This window comes from Flavobacterium glaciei, assembly GCF_003350545.1.
In the GTDB taxonomy this organism is placed as follows: Bacteria; Bacteroidota; Bacteroidia; order Flavobacteriales; family Flavobacteriaceae; genus Flavobacterium; species Flavobacterium glaciei.
This window is the reverse complement of record NZ_QQBA01000009.1, coordinates 34,396-55,172: the sequence shown is the minus strand read 5'-3', so window position 1 is coordinate 55,172 and position 20,777 is coordinate 34,396. Positions and strand designations below refer to the sequence as shown.

Below are 20,777 nucleotides of genomic sequence, written 5' to 3'. Positions count from 1 at the left end.
ATTTTAAAAATTTAGGTATTGTAAATCTAATTGGGTTTGGTTGTATTGCAAAATAGAATCTAAATATTCCACTTGAATGGTTGTGGCATTTTCTAGACTTTGAATGTATTGGAAAAAATCAATTTCACCATGCTTGTAGCTGTTGTTTCCCACCTTTATAATCTCATCCGATAATTTTTTACCGTATTGATTGTAGTAGTTTATTGCCTCCTGATGTTTTGCTAATTCATTCTTTTTTTGAGTGATGTACTTCTCTATTTTCGTAGTTTCATTTTGCTTTTGTTGTTCCCAACTTTGCAATTCAAGCTGTGCTACTTTACTTCTTGCAACTTGTCCTGAGAATAAAATTGGTACAGCAACTCCAACTTGAAAACCATACAAAGACTGCGATAATCCATTATTTCTTCCTTGAAAATAATCAAGGTTAATATCCGGTAGCCAATGTTGTTTTTGCAACATAATTTGGTTTTTATAATTAGATGTAATACTTTCTAAATAAACAGTATATAATGTTTTACTTGTTTCATCAATAGAAGATTCTAACGGTGTAATTTTATTGCTTTTTACCACAATAGTTCCATCGGTTTGAAGTAAGGATTGCAACAATTCGTACTGTGCTTTTTTATCATTTTCAATCTGCGAGAGCTTAGTTCTTATTTGCCTAAACTTGGCTTGAGCCGTAATTTTTTCCAAATAATTTGTTTCTCCTAATTCAAAACGTCTGTCACTGGCTTTGGAGAAATTTTGATACAAACTGTCCAAATACTGATACAGTTTTTCTTGATGTTGCAAATAAACAATGTGCTGATAGGATTTGGCTACAGCCAAAGAAAGTTTGTTTTTTTGAATATCAAAATTGGCTTTCTCCTTTTCGAATTCAGAAGAAAATACTTTTTTCTGTGCTCCGTAAACCGTTGGAAAAGCAAAACGTTGTTGCACGCCAAAAACACGCAAAGGCAGTTCATTCAGTGCCAAATTATTTTGATCGTAACTGTAATAAATATTAGTTTTATCAAAAGTATTTGCCGTTTTGATATTGGCTTTTGTTTTATCCACTTGCAATTGAGCCGCTTTAATTCCTTTATTATTTTGCATTGCTCTCGACAATAAACTATCCAATTCCGGATTGGTATTTTGGGAAAAAGACAACGAAGAACTCAACAATAACAAAATGATATAAGTGGAACTTTGATGCTTCTTAAACTTCGCTTTTTTGAAGGATTGACTTTCAAAAACCTTATATAAAATAGGCAGCACAATCATCGTCAAAATAGTTGCCGTAAATAATCCGCCTATGACTACCGTTGCTAATGGTCGTTGCACTTCGGCCCCTGCTGAAGATGAAATTGCCATCGGTAAAAACCCCAATGCGGCGGCAGCGGCAGTCAATAATACCGGACGTAATCTATCTGTAGTACCTTTTAAGATTAATTCATCCATGTCTTTCATTCCTTGGTGTTTAAGTTCTTTAAAATGTTCGATGAGCACTATTCCATTTAAAACTGCGATTCCGAAAAGTGCAATAAAACCAACCCCTGCCGAAATACTGAAAGGCAAATCACGCATCCATAAAAATAGAACTCCACCTACTGCTGACAACGGAATTGCTGAATAGACCATTAACGCTTCTTTCACGGAGCCAAATGCAAAATATAAAAGGATAAAAATCAAAAATAATGCGATAGGAACTGCAATCATCAATCTGGCTTTGGCACTTTGTAAATTTTCAAATTGTCCACCATATTTCACGTAATATCCTGCTGGTAATTTGATTTTGTTTTTTACAATTTGCTGAATATCAGTAACTACACTCTGTAGATCTCGATTCCTAACGTTGATTCCCACTACAATTCTTCTATTCGTGTTATCTCTAGAAATTTTTGCAGGACCTTCAGTATATTCGATCGAAGCCAACTCGCGCAAGGGAATTTGTTCGCCGTTTGGAGTTGGAACGTATAAATTACGTAAATCCTCAATATCTCGTCGGTTGGTTTGATCCAAACGTACAACCATATCAAAACGTTTTTCGCCTTCAAAAACAGTTCCAACGGTTTTTCCGGCAAAGCCAAGCGCAATCATTTCGTTCAAATCGGCAATATTCAGCCCATAACGGGCAATTTTAGAACGATCATAAACGACGGACATTTGCGGTAAACCTTCCGTTTTTTCGATGATAATATCCGAAGCACCTTCTACTTTTGCAATTGCATTTTTAATTTCCTCAGCCTTTTCAGCCAAAATAGTTAGGTCTTCGCCAAAAACTTTAACAGCAACATCTGAACGCGTTCCCGAAATTAATTCGTTGAAACGCATTTCTATCGGCTGCGTAAATTCGATTTCCATATTTGGAATTTGATTTTCTAAAGCTTCTTTTATTTTATCTGCCAATTCATCTTTGGTGGAAGCCGAAGTCCATTCGGATTTGGGTTTCAATTTCACAATGACATCGCTTTCTTCCATAGACATCGGGTCAGTAGGCACTTCGGCAGCACCAATTCTACTGACAACCTGTGTAACTTCTGGAAAGTTTTTAAGGATTATTTTTTCAATTTTTGTAGTAATTGCAATCGTCTTAGTCAATGAAGTTCCAGTTTTTAAAACGGGCTGAATCACAAAATCGCCTTCGTCAAGAGTAGGAATAAATTCTCCACCCATGGTTGCAAAAAGAGCCGAAGCCAGAACTAATAAGCCAAGTGCACCATATAAAACTTTTTTGGTATTGGCTATAGCCCAAGTAATTATAGGCAAATACCATGAATTTAACTTATGGATTAACCTGCTGGATAATGAGTTTGGATTTTCCTCTTTTGGTTTTAAAAACAAAGAAGAAACAACAGGAACATAAGTGAAACAAAAAATCATGGCGCCTAATAATGCAAAACTAAACGTCATTGCCATCGGTTTGAACATTTTACCTTCGATTCCGGATAAGGATAGAATTGGAATAAAAACTATCAGAATAATCAACTGGCCAAAAATAGCCGAATTCATCATTTTGGCAGCGCTTTTATAAGTGATTTGGTCAATTTCTAGCTGTCGCTCTTCCTTGCGAAGATTGACTAAATGAGCAGATTTATTAGCTATTTGAAATGCGATAAATTCGACAATAATTACAGCACCATCGATGATAATTCCAAAATCTATCGCACCCAAACTCATTAGATTGGCATCGATACCAAAAATATTCATGAACGAAATGGCAAACAATAAACACAATGGAATAACAGAAGCAACAACCAAGCCCGAACGCCAGTTTCCCAATAACAAAATGACAACAAAAATCACTATTAAGCATCCTAAAATCAAGTTTTCGGCAACGGTAAAAGTCGTTTTTCCCACTAACTCACTTCGTTCTAAAAATCCATTGATGTAAACACCTTCGGGTAGTGATTTTTGGATTTCTGCAACTCTACTTTTAACATCATCAATAACTTGCTTAGAGTTTCCACCTTTGAGCATCATGACTTGTCCCAAAACTTTTTCTCCTTCGCCATTTCCCGTGATGGCACCAAAACGGTTGGCGTGACCGTAACGAATTTGCGCTACATTTTTGATATAAACCGGTAAACCATTAGTATTTGTAACCACAATATTGCCAATATCTTCCAGTGAATTTACTTTTCCTTCACCTCTGATGAAATAACTTTGATTTATTTTTTCGATATAGGCACCGCCAGCAATACTGTTGTTTTTTTCCAAAGCGGTAAAAACATCAGCGGTAGTGATGTGCATCGCTTTTAAACTCGATGGACTAATTGCAATTTCATATTGTTTTAAAAATCCACCCCATGTGTTGATTTCTACAACACCTTTGATTCCGGATAACTGGCGTTTTACTACCCAATCCTGAATGGTGCGCAAGTCAGTTACGGAATAATTATTCTTAAATTCTGGTTTTACTTCTAAAGTATATTGATAGATTTCACCAAGTCCGGTGGTAATTGGACCCATTTCTGGTGTTCCAAAACCTTGCGGGATTTTTTCAGAGGCCGTTTTAATTTTCTCAGCGATAAGTTGTCTTGGAAGATACGTTCCTAAATTCTCATCAAAAACAATGGTAACAACGGACAAACCAAATTTAGAAATCGATCGAATTTCTTTGACACCTGGCAAATTAGCCATTTCAATCTCAACAGGATACGTGATAAACTGTTCAATATCTTGCGTTGAAAGATTACGAGAAGTTGTAATTACCTGAACTTGGTTGTTCGTTACATCAGGAACTGCTCCAATAGATATTTGGAAAACAGAAAACAAACCAAATCCGAAAACCCCTAAAGTAAAGAGTAAGACAATCAGTTTATTTTTTAAGCTAAAAGCAATAATTTTTTCGAGCATTTTTATCTTATTTATACTTCAAAAGTAAAGTTTAAAGATAAGGATTTCCTTAAGAACTACTTAAGGTCTACTTCAAATAAACTTAATACCACTCGTGTTCCTATATTTTCTTCACTGGTAATTGCAATATCAATAGTAAGCAACGAACAGAGTCTTTTTACAATAGACAAACCCAATCCGGTTCCTTTTATTTCAGGGTGTGCATTCGATTGTGAACGATAAAATTGATTGAAAATATTCTCTAAGTCATCCGCAGGAATTCCTATCCCAGAATCAATGATATGGCATTCAATTCTAGACGCTACACTTTTTATATGTACCGTTAAATTCCCGTTTTGATTTGAATATTTCAACGCATTAGAAATCAAATTATTGACAATAATTAAAAATAGATAACTATCTGTTTCTATGTAATAATCTCTCGAAAATTGTGTAGTGATAGTAATGTTTTTAGACTGTATCGCAGTAGAGTTTCTGGCAATAGTATCTAAAAATATAGCATTCAAATAGACTTTTTCTATTTTTAAACTCTGTTTTTGATTTTCAAATCGGGCCAATAAAAGCAATTGATCAACCAAATGATTCAACCGATCGACTTCGGTAACACAAAAATTAATTTTTTCTTCATATTCAGCAGGATTTCGAGGTTTTCGAATCAAAACTTCCAATGTTCCTTTGATAACCGTTAAAGGCGTTCTTAATTCATGCGATGCATCCGAGGTAAATTGTTTTTCTCTTTCTATAGCAGTTTCAATTCTATCTAATAAATTATTTATGGTTTGAGACAGAATATACAATTCGTCACGGTTTTGTGGTAATGGAATTCTGGATGTCAGATTGTCTTTAGTAATAATATTAGAAGTCGTAATTATGGAACTAATAGGTTTTATGCTCCTTCCCGCAATAAATCGTGCTATAAAGAAAAGTACCATTAGAATTAAAGGATAAACAATTAGCAAGACCTCAAATAAATTATTAAGTACCATCGTAGCATCTTCTAAGGACATTGCAATTATGATGTACCCAATAATTTTTGTTTTTTGATAAATGGGAACCTGAATTTGTCGAATCGCGTTATCCGCTAATTTTGTATCAAAGAGCTTGTTCTCCGCATTATTTTCATTGAAGATAAGAGAAGATTTTTTGAGATTAGGCGATTTTTCAATCACATTTCTATTTTCATCCACAAACTGAATAAATACAGGATTTACATCCAGCGTATTGTGTTCCCGTTCTTTCCATTCTTCTTTATGAATTAAATGAAAAGTGTTGCCTACAATTTCAATTTCAGATAGATGTTTATCAACTTCACTGGTAATATCATTATTCACATGACTGTAAACACTGAATTTAACAATAGAATAGATGATAAAGAAAACTACAAAAATCAATAAAGCTGTAGTCACTAAATAATGGGAGGCAATTCTATTTTTAAAGGAAAGTTGTTGCATTTTTATTTAGTCATTAGCGATGTAACCTACACCACGAACTGTTTTTATGTAGTCTTGTTCAATTTTTAAATTTAATTTTTTACGAATCGCATTCATAAAAACATCAATCACACCCGTATCATATTCAAAATGAATGTCCCAAACATCCTCGATAATTTGGGTTCTGGTGCATACTTTGCCTTTATTTTTGACCAAATACGTCAATAAATCAAATTCACGTTGAGTCAAATTTACTTCAGTATCACTAACTAAAACACGATGTTTGGTAATATCAATTTCTATCGTTCCAAGTTTTAGAATTTGATTTTCATTTTGGTTTCTAAAATGAATTTTGATGCGTTCCAGTAATTCATCAAAACTAAATGGTTTTTTGATATAATCATTGGCACCCGCTTTCAAACCTTCAATTGTTTCTTGCACCGTATCTTTGGCCGTCAAAAATAAGATTGGCGTATGACTGTTTTTCAACCGAATGGATTTACAAAGTTCTAATCCGGTCATTTTTGGTAACATCCAATCCAATAATATCAAATCGAAATTGTTCTTTTGAGTCAGTTCAAACCCTTTTAAACCATCCGAAGCACTAGTGATTGTATATCCTTCTTCTTCCAATCCTTGTTGAAGAAATTGAACAATTCCCGCTTCATCTTCCACGATTAATATGTGCATGATTGTATAAATTTAGGCTTTTATTGCATTGCAAATTTAAAGGCAATTGTACCAATATTAGCATTTAAATTGTCACTTCTTTCATAATGATTGAATCTAAAATCAATATTTTTCAAACCAAATTTCCAAATTTTTGCACCTGTGAAAATATCAGTATAATTGATTCCAAACCCATATTGATTCGCATCAAATGTAGCCAAATCAGCATCAGAGGTATAATATCTTTCTGTTGATAAATGGGTTTCATAAGGCGCATAATATTTTGAAGCCGTTTGGGTATAGTAGCGATACATTGGAAAAACGGTAAACCTATCAGATAATTTTATAGGAAGCTCAATCGTTGCGGTATGCGATTGAATATCCCAATTATCGGAATAAAAACGATAATAGGTTCGCAATATAAATCGCTCGTTGATGTAATAATTCAAACGTGCTCCAACAGGGATTTTAAATCGGGAATCCGGTAATCTTTCGATATCATCAGCCAGTTTATAAACTCCGGTATTTGTTGAACTTTCGTAAGTACTAATGTATTGTGCCTGACCGATGTAATAATTAGCTTTATCTGCAAAATAAATTCGGTGATATGGTGAAGACAATAATCCTTGTTGCTGTAAAATATCGAAGAAGATTGAAAACTGTAGTTTTTTGGTTAAAACCTGAGAGAAACCAACTGAAGCCGAATAAGAGTTTCTATTTACGCCACTTACCGTTTGAAATGCTGAAGGCAAATAATTTGTTGTGGTTTGCCCATTTTGATCCAAAACCGATACGCCATTAAAATAGCCTTGATTTAAAAAATTAGCACCATATTTTGAATATTCGTCTAATTCCGTTGGATAAATAGGCCTCCATTGATCCAGATACACATTGGCTTTCAAGCTTAATTCGGTATTTTTTTCATTAAAAAGAGTTGCAATTCCTCCTCCAAAACCAACCGAAGTATAATCATACTCATTTGAAAATGAAACATCAGTATTCCAGATAAAATTCCTGGAATCGCTGCTATGACTATAATTAGCAACAATTGACACTAATTGATCACTTTTGGAAGCACCTGAGGAAGCTTGCCAAGGAGTCCCACTGGGTCCGCCTGAACTGGAAGCTCCAGTTGAATTAAACGGGTTGATATTACTTGATGATGCTGATGAATAAGCTGATATTCCCAAATCAATCGTTAAAACATCATCATCATTTAATGGCATCGCCACAACAATATTTGAGGCAATATCAGTAAGTTTCTCCGAACCAATTCCACCTGAAACAGCTGATCTTGAACCGTCCTGATTGTAATAACTAGCTAAAAAATCGACCTCAGTACTCTCTAATACTCGTTTTTTAAATGCTGGCGCAGTAGTTTTGTCTTGCGAAAAGGCAATGCTGCTGATTAATACTAAAAGAAATAAAAATTTTATTTTCATTGTATAGAAATTACTATTTACTATCTAAATTGTTGTTTTGTAAATTAGTTGCAACCACAACCACCACCTGATTTACCACCATTGGCCCCAGCAGCTGCCTCACGATATACTTGAAAAGAAGTTTCATATCGCTCTGAAGTTCTTGCCGTTAGTTTCATGTCAGGATCATTTATTTTTTCTTTTTCATATTCTTTTACTGAACTACACGAGTGTAAAATCAGCATTACAAAAAACAAAACCGTTATTGTCTTTATCATTTTGAATGTCTTTTATTAATTATATTTTTTGATATCAATTCCTTTTGACGAATGGATTTTACCTTTATCATCAACAATAATACATTCAATCCCTTTGAGCTGATTGACTAAATCCAACCCTACTTCTACTCCAAGAACAAAAATTCCTGTAGCCAAAGCATCAGCTATTTCCGTTTGCTTTGCAAAAACAGATACACTCACCACACCAGTTGCCGGATAACCAGTTCTGGGATCAATAATATGGGAATACCGTATTCCATTAAAAATAACATACTTCTCATAACTTCCTGAAGTTTCTACAGCGCTGTCTTCTAATGGAAATGTGGCAAAAACTTTATTTTTATTCAAAGGATTTACAATTCCCACATTCCAAGGTTTCCCATCGGGTTGTTTTCCCCAAGCATTAATATCTCCGGAAACATTTACAATTCCTGAAATACAGCCTTTTGAAACCAACAAATCTTTCACTTTATCAGCAATATAGCCTTGACCAATTCCGCCCAAACCTAATTTCATTCCTTCTAATTTCAGGAAAATGGTTTGTTCTTTCTTGTTTATAATAATATTTCTGTATCCAATTTTTACAACTGATTTTTTTATGGCTTCTTCTGTTGGCATTACTTTCATCGAACCGTCAAATTTCCATATTTTGTCCATGGAAGCATACGAAATATCAAAGGCGCCATCGGTAATTTGGGAAATTTTAATAGCTCTTTCTACCAATTCAAAAACTTCAGTATCCACTTTTACAGGTTTAATTCCTGCATTACGGTTGATTTCTGAAATTTGTGTAGTCGGAATCCAATCAGAAATTAAATTCTCTATGCGTTTTACTTCGGCTACAGCCAAATCTATATATTCATTGGATTTTATGGTGTCGTTTGCAACAGCTGTAATCTCAAACGGACTTCCTAACATCGACAACTTTCTTTTATGGGCGACTTGACCAACGGAAATGAAGGTTGTCAATACTAAACATAGGGAAATTATGCTCTTCATCATTTTTCAAAGGAATGGATTAATTTGATATAATCAGCTGGAGAAAGGTTTTTGAAACCTGTAATGCCTAACACATTCCCAGTTTTGTCCAAAAGTAACACTAATGGAAAATTTCCTGATTTATTATATTTTTCAGCTAATTTTTTATTGCTCTCCATCAACTCTGGTTCGAGTTGATTTGCTTTTTTCTTTGGAAAATCAGCTTTGTAAATAACCCAATTTTGGTCGGCTTCCTTTTTAAATTCTTCTGATTTCCAAATGGTATTTTCTAATTTAATACATGGAGCACACCAATCTGATCCTGAAAAGACAAGAAGGATATTTTTATCTTCTGATAGTGAGTGCGCTATTGCTTCTTCAAAATTGGATTTCCAGTTTTGAGAATGTCCTAACGTTCCTATAAAAAGAAACAAGAACATGACCTTTTTTTTCATCTTTTAAATCTATTTTGACACCGTAAAAGTATTTATTTCTAGTGAAGTATAGTTTTCTGATTGTAAAAATTAAGACAGAATTAATTTAACAAATTTAGTACAGCTATACACGTTTTTTTATTTGTTGGACTAGACAATAACGGTCAAAGTTGTTCCAGATAATGTAGTCTGATATTGTTTTAAATTGGATGGCGCAGGTCCTGAAATTACAGTGCCTGTACTTGTAAACTGAGAATTATGTCTTGGACAAACAAAAACATTACCTGACTTTTCATAACCAAGCGTTACTCCTTCATGAGTACAAGAAGACGATACTGCCAAAAAAGTTCCTGTAGTAGTCCGTGCAATAATAATTCCTTTCATTACTATAAAACCTCCATTTGTGGCCAAAGGTCCTGTACTGGTATCAACTGTAAAATTACCTGTGGCGGCTGGTATTGATGAACCGGAGCCACTAGTACCTGAATCGTCTGAGCTACAACTTGTAGCTAAACCGGCTATACAAGCAGGCAATAAAACTGTTGCTGCCCCAAATCCTACTCTTGCAAAAAATTCTTTTCTAGTCATGATTATTTTATTTTAGGTTGGTTAATACTATTACTTACGAAAAAAAAATACCTATAGTTTTTTTTTCGTAAGAAACAGTTTTTATAAAGATGCAAAATAATTTTATGTCTGTTTTAAAATTTTAACAGTATTTATTAAGATTAATTAAACCTTATTACTCTTAAATTTAGTTTTCTCAAAATATTAAGCAATTCTTAAAAAACAGCACTAAAAAATATGTATACTTTTGTAAATAAAAATAATATTATGAATTTTTTAAAAAAGTCTTCTCCTTTTTATTATTTATTACTCTTTTACATTGCCGTAAGCTTTGTTTTAAGGGTCATACTATTTTTTCATCCTATAACACAAACCTCATTTACTTGGGCAGATACGCTGACTTTATTTTTTTTAGGGTTTGTATCTGACTTTTTTATTTTTGTTTTACTTAGTTGCTTTTTATGGGTCTATCTTATTTTTATCTCCAATTCTAAGTATTTAAAACCGTACGGTTATATTATTTTTGGACTCCTGTTAACGCTATTACTTTATGTTTCATCAGGCAAAACGATACTCAATGAATATGGCAGTGCTTTGCCCGCTATTGCAATTGGTTTTGTGGCAATAAAAACACTTTTGTTTGGATTATTACTTTTTCTTCCAAAATACCGAAGTCAAATCAGGTTTTGGTTGTTCTCCTTTGTAATTTTTCTTTATGTGGTTTTAATTTTGCAAAATGGAATCAGTGAATACTTTTTCTGGAATGAATTTGGCGTGAAATACAATTTTATTGCAGTAAATTATTTGGTTTACACCAATGAAGTTATTGGGAATATTATGGAGTCTTATCCTGTGATTCCTTTGTTTTCAGTACTCTTTATAATTGCAGGATTTGTAACATATCTAATTGTAAAAAAATCAAAAAACTATATTGAAAGTATTCCTGCCTTTGTGGAAAAAATAAAATTATCAGGGATTTATTTAGCACTATTTACCCTTTCTTTATTTGCAATTCCATTTTTTTCTACTAAAGAAAGCTCTCATAATGTTTTTGCGAATGAACTTCAAGCTAATGGTATTTACAAATTCTATCTGGCATTTATGCACAGTGAATTGGATTATTTTAAATTTTACAAAACACTTCCAAGTAGCGAAGTATTTGCTCAATTAAAACAACAAATTCCGTCCATTTCGGGAGAAACAACTTGGAGGCAAATAGAAAACGAAGCTGCCGAGAATCATAAAAATGTAGTGCTGATAACTATCGAAAGTTATAGTGCCGAATTTATGAAAATGTATGGTGACGAAAAAAATATCACTCCATTTCTTGATAGTTTAGCAACCAAAAGCTTAGTTTTCACAAACCTTTATGCTGCAGGAAACAGAACTGTTCGCGGTCTTGAGGCCGTTACTTTATGTTTTCCTCCTACCGCCGGCGAAAGTGTTGTAAAACGTGAAGACAATAAAAATAAATTTTCGACAGGAAACATCTTTAAACAGAAAGGGTATACTGTAAAATTCATGTACGGTGGTGATTCATTTTTTGATAATATGAAAGATTTTTTCACTGGAAACGGATATGACATTGTGGACAAAACAGCATTTAAACCAAATGAAATCACTTTTGCCAATATTTGGGGTGTCTGTGATGAAGATATGTACAACAAAGCAATCAAGATAATGAATAAGGAAAGTGTTGCAAATAAGCCGTTCTTTAATCACATCATGACCGTAAGCAATCACAGACCTTTTACTTATCCAAATGGGAAAATTGACATTCCGGGAGATGTAAAATCTCGTGACGGTGGTGTAAAGTACACGGATTATGCGATGAAAAAATTCTTTGAAATGGCCAAAAAGCAGCCTTGGTTTGCCAATACCGTTTTTGTTATTCTTGCGGATCATTGCGCTTCCAGTGCAGGAAAAACAGAACTTCCAGTGGAAAAATATAGAATTCCAGCAATGATTTATAGTCCTGGTTCAAAACCCCAAAAATATACAAACCTAATGTCGCAAATAGACATTATGCCTACTTTATTCGGGTTATTAAATTTTGATTACCAAAGTAAATTTTACGGTCAAGATGTTTTAAAACCAGATTACAAACCTCGCGCTTTGATTGCAACCTATCAGGATTTAGGATTAATAAAAGATAATGTTTTAACGGTTATTTCTCCCAAACAAAAAGTAAAGCAGTTTCAATTGACTTTGAAACCCAACCAAAAAGTAGCTCGTGATTTCCAAATTCATTACGATCAAATAGTGTTGAAAAAAGAAAGGCCAGATTTAATAAACGAAACGATTTCATACTATCAAACAGCCTCGGATATGTTGAAGAAAAAGAAATATCAAAAAATTAATTGACATAAAAAAACGGGTGAAATTAAAATCTCACCCGTTTTTTTTAATTGGAAATATAGGATTACTCTCTTTCGCTTGTCAAACCAAAAAGATTCCCTTTTTCAAAGGTTTTTAAATCCTTTTTTAACGTTTTGCTGTTGCGTTTTGTAAGTTCGGCTGCATCAAGATTACTTAAATCCGGTTTTCCTGCATTTACCCAAGCCGTGTACCAAAAACTTGCTGTAGCTGTAATGGCTTTTTTCATTTGTTTTTCAACCATTCCATTCAAATCCGTGTGTAATTTAGCTGCATATTCATCAGAATATAACATTCCACCGTATTTGTTTTTGACAACATTTCCAGTAGCATCAGTTACATACATCTTGTTTTCAGCAGTTACATTTCTTAGTTTTTTATCAGTTGCCAACAAAGGTTCCACTAAACTATGAGTATCAAAAATGATATCCCAAGTTGCTTTATCTACATCCTCTAAATATTTTCCTTGTGCAACATTCAATTTATAATCTTTAGCAAACAATTCCGGCAAACGACTTTCCCACAACGAATGAATTCCTTTTTGATTCGTATTTTGTCCATCATGATTATCAGAAGTATGCAATGGCATGTGTGCATCTGCAATATAATGTCCTAAATCGCCTGCAATGAATAATATTTCGTTTTTTCTTTTGTCTTTGAAAGCCTTCGTCAATTTGACCATCATATCTTGAATATACCAAGGTAATATTCCGTTTTTAGTCAAAAACTTTTCATCATATTTTAGCTTTGCTTCTTCCATTGTTTTAGGAAAAGTTTCTACAGCACCAAAATTCTCCATGTCAAAATAATGGCGAGGTGGCTCTCCTTTGTCATTCAAAACATTTCTTCTTAAATCCGGAACAGTAGATTCTTGTGTAATGAAATCAATATGATTGTAAAAAAAAGTCTGTAATGGTTTTGGAAGTGCCATTACTGCCGCTCTATTGATTCGTTCATGACCGATAACGCCCCATGACAAAAGAAAAAGTGCAAATCCTAAAGCAGATAAAGTGATTAGTGTAGGTCTAATTTTAAAATTTTTCATTAAATTTATTTTTTTGAAATGCAAATGTATTTCTTTAAATCGTTATTAGAAAAAAATGGGTTTAAGATTCTGTTAATTAAATAAGAAAACTTACAAATATGTTTCGACATCAAGGAAAAAACAGAACTTTTATACACAATCTTCGTTTAGCCACTTTATTATCTTTTGTTGCCGGAATTGTAAATGTTACAGGAGTTTTATCGATACAAACATTAACAACAAATGTTACGGGACATTTCGCTTACTTTGCTGAAGAAATCATGAAGCGGGATTACGCAGCTGCATTAACCTTTTTTGTATTTACAATTTTCTTTTTGTTTGGGGCATTTACTTCTAATTTTTTAGCTGAATTAATTTCTAAAAAACATCCCAATTTATCTCATGTTATTCCTATTTCTTTGGAAATGATTATTTTGACTAGTGTTGGGATTTTCGGAGCACAATCTGCATTATCCAGTATTGAAGGGAAATGGATTGCTTTTGCAATGCTTTTCGCGATGGGAATACAAAATTCTTTGGTAACTAAAATTTCTCAATCTACTGTTAGAACAACTCATTTAACAGGGCTTTTTACTGATTTAGGAATAGAACTGTCGCAGTTGTTCTTTTATAAAAAACCCGAAGAAAACAAGAAATTAAAAACCAGTATTTACCTCCGATTATCGATTATTATTTTCTTTTTCATCGGTTGTATTTCAGGTGGTTTTCTTTATAATTTACTGGAAATTAAAACACTTTTTGTTGCTGCAACCTTTTTGTTGTTTGCGCTTTTGTATGATTATATCCGATTGCAATTTCATGTGATCAAACGAAAAACCTTCCGTCACAAAACTATTTTAGATAAATAATCGAAATCAAAGTCGCAATTGCAATGAATGTCCAAAGCAAAACACCCTGCGCCAGCGGTTTTAACCCCACTGATTTCAGATCAATTCTATTCAATCCGGCTCCAATTAAAAACAAAGTAACCGTAAGACCTATTTTGGCAACTGAAACAAAATGTGGTCCTATTCTTTCCATTTCTGGCAAATAAGTATTGGCAATCATTGCCAGAATAAACAATCCGATAAAATAAGGAATTTTTATTTTTCCAGATTTATTTTTAAAAATTACAGCAGTAATTAGTGCTACAGGAATAATCCATAACGCACGAGCTAATTTTACCGTTGTAGCAATTTGCAATGCTTCGGGGCCAAATTTACTCGCCGCTCCTACCACAGAACTCTTGTCATGAATAGCAATGGCGCACCATAAACCGAACTCTTTTTGTGATAAATCTAACCAATGACCCACTGCAGGAAATAAAAACAGCGCCACCGAATTCAGAATGAATATCACTCCCAAAGCAACTGAAGTTTGTTTTTCATCGGATTTAATTACTGGAGCAATCGCAGCGATGGCACTTCCTCCACAAATTGCAGTGCCACAAGAAATTAAATGGGATGTTTTCTTCTCTGTTTTAAACCATTTCCCTAAAAAAGTTCCTAAAACTAAAGTGCTCACAATAGAAATAATAGTAAATAAAAAACCTTCTTTTCCTGCAGATACTGCGCTGTGAACATTCATTCCAAATCCTAAACCAACTACCGAAAACTGCAACAGATAATTGGTCGCTTTGTGATTCAACTCTAAAAATGGATGCCCAAAAAGGTTGGCGACAATCAATCCTAATACTAAAGCAATCGGCGGAGAAACAAAAATTGTGGTACAAAACAATAGTAAAACAACAAAAATAAGTTGTTGCAAACGGGCATTTACTTTAAAAAAAATAAAAGACTCTTTTTGAATGACTTTTTGATGCGTTTCCAATGTAAAGATGTTAAATTATTACAATACAAAGGTGGAGCGAATAATCTATTTAAGCCAATCGCAAATTATAATCTGCTATAACTTTAAATTATAATGATTGGAAATATTTTGGATAAACAAATCCGATAATGAATCCGTTTTTCCTTGTAATGTAATAATATAAAAGAAACGTTCAATAATTAGATCTTTAATATCTAATATTGCCAATTCATTGTTTTGAAGTTCTTTTTTTATCGCATGAATCGATATAAAAGCCACACAATCAGAGTTCATCAAATAGGATTTTATGCTTTCAGTACTTCCTAATTGCATTTCAATTTGCAGTTCTGATAGTTTAACTTCAAATGGTTTTAATGCATGTTCAATAACTTCAAGTGTTCCTGAACCTTGTTCCCGCATTAAAAAATGCATCCTTTTAAGCTCATCCTGAGTCACTTCATCAAGATTGACTAACGGATTGGAACTCTTACAAACTAAAACCAATTCATCTTTTAAAAACTCGGTATATTTTATGAACTTATTTTTTGATTGCCCTTCAACAATTCCTATTTCAATTTCCTGGTTTAGTAAAGCATTTTCTATTTGTTCGGTGTTTCCATTGAGTAAACTCACTTTTACATCTTGTAATTTTTGGTGGAAACGAGCTAAAAGTGGCGGAATTATGTACTGAGAAATCGTTGTACTGGCGCCTAATCGCAACAATCCGGAACGTTGATTAATAAGCGTGCTCATATCAAAATCAATTTCTCTATATATTTCGAAAATGTTTTTGGTATGTTTTAATAATACTTCACCAGCAATTGTCAATGCGATTTTAGAACCATTCCTGTCAAACAATTTGATTTTATACTGCTCTTCTAACTCTTGAATGTGTTTGGAAATCGCAGGTTGCGTTATGTACAACTCCGTTGCGGCTTTTGTAAAACTCAAACGGTTGGCAACGGTATAAAATACTTTAAGTCTAAAATCCATGTTTTTATTTGTATTTTATTACAGTAATCCGTTGTATTTTCGAACAAACCATTCGGTTGCCAGCAAAATTGATATTAAAACTAACAACCAAATCCAATCAATCAAAGGAGTTTTAGTAACAACGTTTTTCTCAATCGCTTTGTATTCCTCATTATCCAAAAGCGTTTTAATCAACACATCTACTTGATCTGAAAAATATGCTTTTCCTTTTGTTTGTGTTGCTAATTGAGTCAATTTCTCCACATCGGGATTGACAAATTGCTTTTCGATATCAAAATCAAGAATTTCAAAACTACTGGAATAAGTAGTTTTTGAATTCAATTCTTTGACAGTAAACGCATAAGAACCCGCTTTCAAGCCGTCAAGATTTACTTTATAGGAATTATTTCCTTTTAATAAATCATAATTTTTCGTTTGCTTAGTTTTTGTATTTGTTACCGTAATTGTCAAACGGGCTTTTTCATCAAACTCATAGTTTTTATTAAAAAATTGAGCGGTTATTTCAATGGCTTCACCTGAATTATAGAAGCTTTCATGTTCAACCACCAGTGATTTTTTAGAATTATTAGATGCCAAAAATTGAATAATCTTATCGATGAAAATATCATATTTTTCAAAGGATTGATTATTGACATGCGTTTGCAAACGCCATTTCCAACTGTTTTCTCCTAAAAGATAAGCGGCTCTTTTACCCTGATTTTCGGAAAAAGCCAACAAAGGTGAATTGGTATCGATAGTTCTAATTTTGGACGAAAGCAAAACAGACACCGCGCCTTTTGTAGTTACAGTTCCAAAAGTATTTTGCAAAGGCGGCAAATTTTCAAAACCGATATTGTCAGCTGCAAATAAATTAAACTGCCCATTAAAAACCGACAAATAATCTTCTTTTTGTCCGCTCATTTTAAAGTTCAAATTATCCTGCTGCTGATTCAGAAAATTAAAATCAGTGTTGTTTCCAGTAATGATAAATGTATTAATTGCGGCAACTTTATTAGTATCAAAAATAGTTTTAAACTCGGTTGTTGGCTGATATAAAATCAAAACATTATAATCCTGCAATGTTTTGATTTCATTTGGTTTAACAATCGTTACTTTACGCTGTACATTGGTTTCAATAGCTCTTTTTATCGCGCCTAAATCGGGATGACTTATAGCTGAAACAATAGCAATATTTGTTTTTTGGTCAATGACTTCAACCGCAAAATTCTTAGTGTTATTATACGTGTTTTTTTCTTTCTCTTTTGATGAAATTGTAGCCTTAAAAACTTGTAATCCTATTTTATCAGCCGGTAAAAGTATGTTTACTGTTGCTGTTTTTTTAGAAGGTGAAAAAGTTATAGATTGTTTACTAAATACCGAATTGCCTTGAGAAATAACAAAATCAGCAGTTACACTTTTGGTTCCTGAATACTGTAAAAAAGCTTCTACAGGAAATTTATTCTTATGAAATGCGTATTTATTAACGTTCAGTTGATTGATTTTGAAATCTAAAAAAGTCGTTGTATCGCCTACAATCACAGGATATACTTTATTTACAGCATCAAAACTGTAGACATAATCATTACCCGAAGTTTGGTTTCCATCCGTAATTAAAACCGTAGGATAGATTGTGTTTTTATATATACTTTTTAGATTTTTGGCTACAACATCAATATTCGTTTGAGGTCCTTTAAAATCAAATGTTTCTGTAGGTTCAAAATCATCCGAAAACTGATACGATTGCACATCAAATTTCTCTTGTAAATCTGAGTTTGATTGTATTTTTTTATACAGTTCCAGTGCTTTTTCATTGGCATTCAAAAAAGAAATAGAACTCGAATTGTCAACAACAATAGGCAAAGGCGTTTTTACCGTTTTAAGCGTATTTTTGGTTATTATTGGATTAATCAACAATAATAAAATTCCAAAAATGGATAAAAAACGCAAAAAAGCCAAAAACCAACCGAGTTTAGATTTGTTTTTGGCTTTATAAATATATTGAAAAAACGACAAACTGCCGGCTATTAGTAATGAAAGCAATAGTAATAGTAGCGTGTTTGTTGTCATTTATTCTTTATTAAAAAATTGAAGGATTTTATGATTAAAAAATTAATTATGAAGTTCAAAAATCTCTAATTCTTTGAATCTTTGAATTTTACAATCTTTCAATTAAATATTAGGTAAGCATTCCTCCGCAAACATTCATAACCTGTCCAGTTACATAAGCGCTCATATCCGAAGCGAAGAAAAGACATGCATTAGCCACATCTTCAGTCGTTCCGCCACGTTTCAACGGAATTCCGTCTCTCCATCCTTTTACAACATCTTCGTTTAATTTAGCAGTCATTTCGGTTTCAATAAATCCAGGAGCAATTACATTACAACGAATATTACGCGATCCTAATTCTAATGCTACTGATTTAGAAAAACCAATAACACCCGCTTTAGAAGCTGCATAATTCGTTTGTCCAGCATTTCCTTTAACTCCTACAACTGAACTCATATTAATGATTGAACCAGAACGTTGCTTCAAAAACGTACGTTGAATGGCTTTAGTCATATTAAAAACCGATTTCAAGTTAACATCAATTACTTGATCAAAATCGCCCTCAGACATACGCATCAATAGGTTGTCTTTAGTAATTCCAGCGTTGTTTATTAGAATATCAACCGTTCCAAATTCAGCTATAACCGCGTCTACAAGAGTTTGCGCTTCATTAAAATCCGCTGCGTTCGATTGATATCCTTTAGCTTTAATGCCAAGAGCATTCAATTCATTTTCCAATGCAATAGCTGATTCTACAGATGAACTATATGTAAAAGCAACATTTGCACCGTGTTTTGCAAAAACTTCAGCAATTCCTTTTCCAATTCCGCGACTCGCACCAGTAATTATGGCAACTTTTCCTTCTAGTAATTTCATATTCAAAAATTAGTTTAAATTTTATTTGGAGCTATTCCTGCTATTCGCTACAATCTTTTATGACCGCTATCGCTTACATAAAAGGATTTTCACTACTATCAGGGCTATCTTACACTCGTCAAATATATAATAATTCCCTTTTTAAAAAAAATTCAAAAGCAATAACAGTCAAAATTCAACTCCTAAATTTTAAAAAATCGGTTTGTCCATTTATCCCAAAAAGAACTGTAAATAGCCACTAATGTGAAAATTAGTAAAAAGAGATGATACCAAGCATTACTTATTAAATCAAAGAAATTTAATTTGCCATTAGCATAGCTTAATATGAGCAAAACTTGAGCGCCATATGGTAAAACCCCTTGAATTATACACGAAAAAATATCTAGAATTGCCGCTGTTTTTTTTGGATTTAAATGGTATTCATCATTAATTTCTTTAGCAATTGGTCCCGTTATTACAATAGAAACCGTGTTATTCGCTATCGCTAAATTAGCAAAACCAACTAATGCACCAATTCCTGCTTGAGCTGATTTTTTACTTTTAATTCTTTTTTTAATTTGAACTAATAAATACGTTATTCCTCCCGCTTTATCTACCATTGCAGCTAAACCTCCAGTAAGCATTGATAACAAGAAAATATCAGTCATACTAGTAAAACCTTCGTATATCTTTTGTGTAAACTCCATAAGCGTAAACGAACCACTAAAATAACCAATGATTCCAGCTAATAAAGTACCTATAAGCAAGGTTGAAAACACATTAACACCCACAATAGCCAAAACTATTACTAAAACATAAGGTACAATAGCTATCCAAGAAAAGTCATTTTTTGCAATGGCAACGGTCACAATATCCGAGTTTAAACCAAGATAAAAGAAAACCAAAATGGTCAAAATTGCAGCAGGAAAAGCAATAAAGAAGTTAATTTTGAACTTGTCTTTTATATCACACCCTAATGATTGTGTTGCTGCGATAGTAGTATCAGAAATCATGGAAAGATTGTCTCCCAACATAGAACCGCCTAGTAATGCTCCAGATATTAGCGGTAAAGATGCTCCACTTTTATCAGCTAATGCGACTGCGATTGGGCCAATCGCCACAATTGCTCCTACTGATGTTCCTGTAGCTGTTGATAAAAAAGAAGCAATCAAGAAAATCCCTAACGGAAAATAAGCTACATCAATAGTATTTATCCCAAGATTCACAACTGCATCAACTCCGCCCATCGCTTTACTTACCACTGCGAAAGCTCCCGCTAACAAGTAAATTAAACACATGGTCATGATTTTACTTTCTCCACAACCTGCAATTAGTGTAGCAACTTTATCTTCAGTCGAGGATTTGAAAAGTAAAAAAGCTGCAATAATACCAACTACAACAGCCACTGGTGACGGAAAAGCATAAAAATCATTCAGAATAATTCCTGCTCCTAAAAAAGTAAAAATAAAAATAAATAAAGGAATTAATGCAAAGGCATTTCCATTGTCTTTTGAAAATAAGGTCATAAAAATAATTTTAAATTAAAAATTATGACGAAAAACTAAGCTAAATATGGGAA

The 20,777-nt window shown here is 33.2% G+C and carries 16 protein-coding genes; 2 read left to right on the top strand and 14 right to left on the bottom strand.

All coding sequences use genetic code 11. The annotated features are described in order from the left end of the window. Window positions 1–3: 3 nt before the first annotated feature. The 8 genes from DFR66_RS09220 to DFR66_RS09185 form a co-directional block, all read right to left on the bottom strand. Window positions 4–4,338, bottom strand: a complete 4,335-nt coding sequence (locus DFR66_RS09220) for a CusA/CzcA family heavy metal efflux RND transporter (RefSeq protein WP_114754555.1) — start codon at window positions 4,336–4,338, stop codon at window positions 4–6. 56 nt (window positions 4,339–4,394) lie between these two features. Continuing rightward, window positions 4,395–5,789 (bottom strand): sensor histidine kinase, encoded by a 1,395-nt coding sequence (locus DFR66_RS09215; RefSeq protein ID WP_114754554.1) that lies wholly within the window; start codon window positions 5,787–5,789, stop codon window positions 4,395–4,397. Between the two features lie 6 nt (window positions 5,790–5,795). Beyond that, window positions 5,796–6,458 carry a response regulator transcription factor gene (locus DFR66_RS09210; RefSeq protein ID WP_114754553.1) on the bottom strand — a complete coding sequence of 221 codons (663 nt, stop codon included), beginning with the start codon at window positions 6,456–6,458 and terminating at the stop codon, window positions 5,796–5,798. 20 nt (window positions 6,459–6,478) lie between these two features. Further along, window positions 6,479–7,879 carry a DUF3570 domain-containing protein gene (locus tag DFR66_RS09205; RefSeq protein WP_114754552.1) on the bottom strand — a complete coding sequence of 467 codons (1,401 nt, stop codon included), beginning with the start codon at window positions 7,877–7,879 and terminating at the stop codon, window positions 6,479–6,481. 44 nt (window positions 7,880–7,923) lie between these two features. Then, window positions 7,924–8,136 (bottom strand): DUF4266 domain-containing protein, encoded by a 213-nt coding sequence (locus DFR66_RS09200; RefSeq protein WP_114754551.1) that lies wholly within the window; start codon window positions 8,134–8,136, stop codon window positions 7,924–7,926. A gap of 15 nt (window positions 8,137–8,151) precedes the next feature. Then, window positions 8,152–9,135 carry an FAD:protein FMN transferase gene (locus DFR66_RS09195; protein ID WP_394336350.1) on the bottom strand — a complete coding sequence of 328 codons (984 nt, stop codon included), beginning with the start codon at window positions 9,133–9,135 and terminating at the stop codon, window positions 8,152–8,154. Continuing rightward, window positions 9,135–9,569, bottom strand: a complete 435-nt coding sequence (locus DFR66_RS09190; protein ID WP_114754549.1) for a thioredoxin family protein — start codon at window positions 9,567–9,569, stop codon at window positions 9,135–9,137. The genes DFR66_RS09195 and DFR66_RS09190 overlap by 1 nt, the downstream gene beginning before the upstream one ends. Window positions 9,570–9,698: 129 nt before the next feature. Further along, window positions 9,699–10,136: a QcrA and Rieske domain-containing protein gene (locus DFR66_RS09185; RefSeq protein WP_114754548.1), complete on the bottom strand. Its 438-nt coding sequence runs from the start codon at window positions 10,134–10,136 to the stop codon at window positions 9,699–9,701. Window positions 10,137–10,382: 246 nt separating this feature from the next. Here DFR66_RS09185 and DFR66_RS09180 point away from each other — a divergent pair, with 246 nt between their 5' ends. Next, window positions 10,383–12,479 (top strand): LTA synthase family protein, encoded by a 2,097-nt coding sequence (locus DFR66_RS09180; RefSeq protein WP_114754547.1) that lies wholly within the window; start codon window positions 10,383–10,385, stop codon window positions 12,477–12,479. 58 nt (window positions 12,480–12,537) lie between these two features. On the opposite strand, the gene DFR66_RS09175 is transcribed toward DFR66_RS09180, so the two are convergent. Next, window positions 12,538–13,536: a zinc dependent phospholipase C family protein gene (locus tag DFR66_RS09175; protein WP_114754546.1), complete on the bottom strand. Its 999-nt coding sequence runs from the start codon at window positions 13,534–13,536 to the stop codon at window positions 12,538–12,540. A 98-nt stretch (window positions 13,537–13,634) separates the two neighbouring features. On the opposite strand from DFR66_RS09175, the gene DFR66_RS09170 reads away from it, so the two are divergent. Further along, window positions 13,635–14,384: a YoaK family protein gene (locus DFR66_RS09170; RefSeq protein WP_114754545.1), complete on the top strand. Its 750-nt coding sequence runs from the start codon at window positions 13,635–13,637 to the stop codon at window positions 14,382–14,384. Here DFR66_RS09170 and DFR66_RS09165 read toward each other — a convergent pair. The 5 genes from DFR66_RS09165 to DFR66_RS09145 all read right to left on the bottom strand — a co-directional run bounded on the left by DFR66_RS09165 (window position 14,368) and on the right by DFR66_RS09145 (window position 20,724). Beyond that, complete coding sequence (locus DFR66_RS09165; protein ID WP_394336349.1) at window positions 14,368–15,324, bottom strand: YeiH family protein; 957 nt, start codon at window positions 15,322–15,324, stop codon at window positions 14,368–14,370. The two genes, DFR66_RS09170 and DFR66_RS09165, sit on opposite strands and share 17 nt — an antisense overlap. A 96-nt stretch (window positions 15,325–15,420) precedes the next feature. Next, window positions 15,421–16,317, bottom strand: a complete 897-nt coding sequence (locus tag DFR66_RS09160; RefSeq protein WP_114754543.1) for a LysR substrate-binding domain-containing protein — start codon at window positions 16,315–16,317, stop codon at window positions 15,421–15,423. Between the two features lie 18 nt (window positions 16,318–16,335). Further along, window positions 16,336–18,363 carry a hypothetical protein gene (locus tag DFR66_RS09155; RefSeq protein ID WP_114754542.1) on the bottom strand — a complete coding sequence of 676 codons (2,028 nt, stop codon included), beginning with the start codon at window positions 18,361–18,363 and terminating at the stop codon, window positions 16,336–16,338. A gap of 109 nt (window positions 18,364–18,472) precedes the next feature. Next, window positions 18,473–19,219: a 3-oxoacyl-[acyl-carrier-protein] reductase gene (fabG, locus tag DFR66_RS09150; RefSeq protein ID WP_114754541.1), complete on the bottom strand. Its 747-nt coding sequence runs from the start codon at window positions 19,217–19,219 to the stop codon at window positions 18,473–18,475. Window positions 19,220–19,401: 182 nt separating this feature from the next. Further along, window positions 19,402–20,724 (bottom strand): Na+/H+ antiporter NhaC family protein, encoded by a 1,323-nt coding sequence (locus tag DFR66_RS09145; protein WP_114754540.1) that lies wholly within the window; start codon window positions 20,722–20,724, stop codon window positions 19,402–19,404. Between the last annotated feature and the right edge of the window lie 53 nt (window positions 20,725–20,777).

Bases quoted from the DNA above. Each gene is read 5' to 3' on its own strand.
- DFR66_RS09185 (WP_114754548.1), bottom strand. From the start codon at position 10,136: ATGACTAGAAAAGAATTTTTTGCAAGAGTAGGATTTGGGGCAGCAACA.
- DFR66_RS09220 (WP_114754555.1), bottom strand. From the start codon at position 4,338: ATGCTCGAAAAAATTATTGCTTTTAGCTTAAAAAATAAACTGATTGTC.
- DFR66_RS09195 (WP_394336350.1), bottom strand. From the start codon at position 9,135: ATGAAGAGCATAATTTCCCTATGTTTAGTATTGACAACCTTCATTTCC.
- DFR66_RS09210 (WP_114754553.1), bottom strand. From the start codon at position 6,458: ATGCACATATTAATCGTGGAAGATGAAGCGGGAATTGTTCAATTTCTT.
- DFR66_RS09215 (WP_114754554.1), bottom strand. From the start codon at position 5,789: ATGCAACAACTTTCCTTTAAAAATAGAATTGCCTCCCATTATTTAGTG.
- DFR66_RS09160 (WP_114754543.1), bottom strand. From the start codon at position 16,317: ATGGATTTTAGACTTAAAGTATTTTATACCGTTGCCAACCGTTTGAGT.
- DFR66_RS09145 (WP_114754540.1), bottom strand. From the start codon at position 20,724: ATGACCTTATTTTCAAAAGACAATGGAAATGCCTTTGCATTAATTCCT.
- DFR66_RS09180 (WP_114754547.1), top strand. From the start codon at position 10,383: ATGAATTTTTTAAAAAAGTCTTCTCCTTTTTATTATTTATTACTCTTT.
- DFR66_RS09155 (WP_114754542.1), bottom strand. From the start codon at position 18,363: ATGACAACAAACACGCTACTATTACTATTGCTTTCATTACTAATAGCC.
- DFR66_RS09170 (WP_114754545.1), top strand. From the start codon at position 13,635: ATGTTTCGACATCAAGGAAAAAACAGAACTTTTATACACAATCTTCGT.
- DFR66_RS09190 (WP_114754549.1), bottom strand. From the start codon at position 9,569: ATGAAAAAAAAGGTCATGTTCTTGTTTCTTTTTATAGGAACGTTAGGA.
- DFR66_RS09200 (WP_114754551.1), bottom strand. From the start codon at position 8,136: ATGATAAAGACAATAACGGTTTTGTTTTTTGTAATGCTGATTTTACAC.
- DFR66_RS09205 (WP_114754552.1), bottom strand. From the start codon at position 7,879: ATGAAAATAAAATTTTTATTTCTTTTAGTATTAATCAGCAGCATTGCC.
- DFR66_RS09175 (WP_114754546.1), bottom strand. From the start codon at position 13,536: ATGAAAAATTTTAAAATTAGACCTACACTAATCACTTTATCTGCTTTA.
- fabG (WP_114754541.1), bottom strand. From the start codon at position 19,219: ATGAAATTACTAGAAGGAAAAGTTGCCATAATTACTGGTGCGAGTCGC.